The organism is Xanthomonas sp. D-99, assembly GCF_017746145.1.
Taxonomy (GTDB): Bacteria; Pseudomonadota; Gammaproteobacteria; order Xanthomonadales; family Xanthomonadaceae; genus Xanthomonas; species Xanthomonas cissicola.
The window spans coordinates 1-2,276 of the sequence record NZ_JAGHWU010000040.1; the positions used below are offsets into that span (position 1 = coordinate 1).

The 2,276-nt window shown below is 57.0% G+C and carries 2 protein-coding genes; both read right to left on the minus strand.

Annotation, left to right across the window (positions count from 1 at the left end; all coding sequences use genetic code 11):
* Positions 1-251 precede the first annotated feature (251 nt).
* Positions 252-1,232, minus strand: coding sequence for a hypothetical protein (locus J7360_RS14190; protein ID WP_057664354.1), 981 nt, complete (start codon positions 1,230-1,232; stop codon positions 252-254).
* 354 nt (positions 1,233-1,586) lie between these two features.
* The gene (locus J7360_RS14195) at positions 1,587-1,871 is read right to left on the minus strand and encodes a hypothetical protein (protein ID WP_209034118.1); all 285 of its coding nucleotides are present in this window, start codon (positions 1,869-1,871) and stop codon (positions 1,587-1,589) included.
* Positions 1,872-2,276 lie beyond the last annotated feature (405 nt).

Here is a 2,276-nt window from a genome sequence, read left to right on the forward strand (position 1 = left end):
CTCGGCTTGATCCGCAGGTTCAACTCCAGCTCGCGGTAGATCCGGAAGGGGTTCAGCCGACATACGTGTAAAAAATAGCTCACAAGATCGGATTTCATCCATTGCATCAGTGAGTTAGCGGATATTTTGGCGCAACAAAACTACCCGAGAGTCGGCAGGGATTCGTGCAAAACACAGCCTGAAGTGGGCTAACTCGCTGATATAAAAGAATTTTTCAAAAAATTCCTCCCAACCCCCTGGAAGCCACGAAGCTATGGGTGATATGGGCGTATGCTGAGCACGGGACTAGCGACATCAGTTTCGGACGCCATAACGTTAGCAAGGGGCCGCACGGGTTGGTCCGGCAGGCCGCCGCGCGCTAATATCTTGACGCCATTGATTTGCCGAACACCAAGAAAAACGGAGCCGCCGCCGTCGAGATTCAATGTCGACGCGCCAGCACCCCCATCCCCTGGCCGCAATGCGTCGGCCACACTTTTTGCCGCGAGCTCAGTGATGGTTTGCCATTGTGCCATGGTGACGCCAGCCTTTCGGTTTCCGCCAGTTGTCAACGTTTGCAGAATCACTTTAATCGCTGCGGACAAGTGGATAGGCACTAGGCTGACAGCAGAGCGCTCATTTGCATCACTGGAATGAGTCAGTGCGCCTGCGAGGCGATTGAGCGGGTTGTCCTTGCCGTTGATGCGGTAGTGAAATCTGTCTGCGTCCTCGATCGGCAGACACTTTCCGTCAAGCGCCAATAGAGGTGCACCGCTTAATATCAGTTCATCATTGGCCGTGATCGTGGCATAATCCGACAACCAAGGGCCTGGAACCGGGGTAAAATCTCGCCGGCCGGCGACTTGTCCTACCGGAGAACCAAGATTTTCGATGGTCTCGCCGCATTCTGTCTGCAGGCCGGTCTTGTGGACGAAGTAGCTGCCGTTTATGACGGCAGCACCCAGGGCGGCGCTTTGGACCAGTTCTTGAGGGTTACGCGCTCCTTCGTAATCGTGCGTCCCATGGATGCGCAGCGTTCCATTCGACACCGACACCCGGGTGAAAGTCGCGCCTTTCTGCAGATGCTGCTGGATATCCGACACGAACGTTCCCGGTGCGACAGACAACGACAGCGGATTACGGGGAGCGCGGATCGTCGTGGAGACAACGCCATGGCTTTGGCTGGCGATCTGGACCTGCTGGCGTACCTGGTGGCCGCGTGTCGCTGCCTGCAGCTTGGCAGCTGCGGACATCGTCCGCCGAGCGGGCAAGCCATCCAGGGGGCTGCCAGCAGGCGGAGCCTCCCCACGATCTGCAGTCGGCTGCGGCTGAACCCTATCCGGCTGGGGTCCGGCCAGAAGTTCGTGGGCAGGACTTGGCGTGCGCGGACGAATGGGATCCATCAGGCATACCTGTTTACAGAAACCATGGTCACCTCGTTAGCTCACTTGTGGCTGTGTTTTACACGAATCCCTGCCGACTCTCGAACTGGCGTTGGCGGTGTAGTTCTGTTGCCCCAAAATATCCGCTAACTCACTGATGCAATGGATGAAATCCGATCTTGTGAGCTATTTTTACACGTATGTCGGCTGAACCCCCAAAGGCGATCAACTGAAACGTCTGCGGCGGATCTGCTCGCATTCCTCTGCGGTCAGATCATCAATGTGGATGTAGTGGACGCCTAGACCGCGCGGCGCGCTCAGAAGCTGCGATTCGTTCTCATCTTGGCTATTGTCGGGCGAAGAGATCAGGCCAACGATCGTTCCATGCGGGGCCACCCGCCATACGGCCACGCGCTGGAAGACGCGTGGCTCATCGGCCCCGGCAGCTTGTGGATAGGTGGCGTACCAACCATCGGCAGGCAGGTAGCGATAAGAACCGTAGTCGTTCATAGCGTCTCTGGGCGATGCGGGATGACGCTTTAGATTGTCGATATGCGCCGATAGGCGGGATGCGGGAGTTTCTGATTTGGCGCTGCAGCTACGCACTGGGTCATCTGGGCTTCGCTGCTGCGAAAAGGGTTTCGCGCACTACGTGCAGTGCACCGGATGGGCTGCGAGAGCTAACAGCTATCTGTGGCGGGGCGTTGGGACGGCCAAGCCGCACCATCCGTCTATTACCCACCCTGCGACCACTGTTCTCGCACAGTCGCCGCAAGACAGTTGCAGCGTGCCGAACCTCGAAAGGGACGAGGTAGTGGATGAGCGATGGAAGCGCCGTTTTATCTGGCAACTTCTTGTTTTCAAAAAATAAATTGGATTCTGCGAGTCATTTTACACGTATGTCGGCTGAACCCC

What these genes read in the sequence shown, in the direction of transcription:
- J7360_RS14190 (WP_057664354.1), bottom strand. Translation starts at nt 1,232, where the DNA reads ATGTCCGCAGCTGCCAAGCTGCAGGCAGCGACACGCGGCCACCAGGTA.
- J7360_RS14195 (WP_209034118.1), bottom strand. Translation starts at nt 1,871, where the DNA reads ATGAACGACTACGGTTCTTATCGCTACCTGCCTGCCGATGGTTGGTAC.